General features: G+C 45.9%; 2 protein-coding genes. One reads left to right on the forward strand and one right to left on the reverse strand.

Annotated elements, in window-relative coordinates; genetic code table 11:
• Positions 1-108: 108 nt before the first annotated feature.
• On the forward strand, positions 109-363 hold the full coding sequence (locus tag IQ246_RS29730; protein WP_194006863.1) for a hypothetical protein: 255 nt from the start codon (positions 109-111) through the stop codon (positions 361-363).
• Between the two features lie 160 nt (positions 364-523).
• Here the strand turns inward: IQ246_RS29730 and IQ246_RS29735 are convergent, their stop codons facing one another.
• On the reverse strand, positions 524-910 hold the full coding sequence (locus tag IQ246_RS29735) for a hypothetical protein (protein WP_194006864.1): 387 nt from the start codon (positions 908-910) through the stop codon (positions 524-526).
• Positions 911-1,164: the final 254 nt, after the last annotated feature.

Raw genomic sequence — 1,164 nt, forward strand, 5'->3', positions numbered from 1 at the left:
GGGTATGGAGAATGGGGCATGGGGCATGGGGCATGGGAAAAATACTTCACCAATCCGCAATGCCCAATCCGCAATGCCCAATCCCCAATCCCCAATCCCCAATAAATAATGACTAAAAATCGAATTTTAATTTGCACCTTTTTGGCACTTTCATCAGGGTTTTTTGGTGGTTACATCGGTGGACAAATCACCTTAATGCTGCATAGTCAAAAGTGTCAAAACCAGCCTTGGGCTTTAAACCAGATGTGCAACGTTTGGGTAACACCAGGGGCAATATGGCAAGGTAGTACCACAGGAATATGGACATGCACAGTCTTAGGGGCATTTGTTGGCGGTTTGGTGACGCGCCAAACTTGTGATTAGTCAATAGTCATTTGTCAGCAGCAATTTCTTTTAACCCTTGACCCTTGAACGCCAGTCGCCTCAAGTCGAGCCAGCCGCTTGCGGGGGTTCCCCCCGTTGTGCGGACTGGCGTGGGAAACCCGCCCACAGCGCTGGTTCCCCTTGACCCTTGACTCCCCAATCAAGTATCCATCGGAGCAATAGGTGATTGCAAATTACTCAAAGTTTTCCACGTGTTAGTGCTGGTATCAAAACAACGCCAATTTTCCTCAGCGCGCTCTTGATAGCAAAACAAACTGCGATCGCGACCATCAAAATTATCGGTTAAATAATATACAATTCCTCGAAAAGGATAGGTCTTGCGACTTAGCCGCTTAGCCACCGCTTGATTCGGACATTCGATAACAAAAACTGGTTGACTATCTAAGTGAGCTAACGAAAAGATACACATCCTCAAAATGGCTCGGAGCCAACTTTCGGAGTTGTCAAAATAGTCGTCTATGATTTTGTTGGTTAGAGCTTTTTCGAGCTTACGGTCTTTATCGTGAGGAGTTTGGACGTTAGACATAGCATCACCTAATTGCTACACCGTTGGTTAGAGATTAAACCAATATCTTCAGAACTGACAAGCGTATATATAGCAGGAAACACAGAGAAGTTGGAGCGGAGGAACTCTTAACAGTAAACAGGTTTAAGTCCATTGGTGTCCGTGTTGTATGACTAGTTTATGTCATTCGCTACCTGGCAGCGACTGTGGTAAGTAATGAAAAACTCCATCCACAAGGGCATGGGGCATGGGGCATGGGGCCTGTCTCTTATACA

Source organism: aff. Roholtiella sp. LEGE 12411 (assembly GCF_015206995.1).
Taxonomy (GTDB): Bacteria; Cyanobacteriota; Cyanobacteriia; order Cyanobacteriales; family Nostocaceae; genus Komarekiella.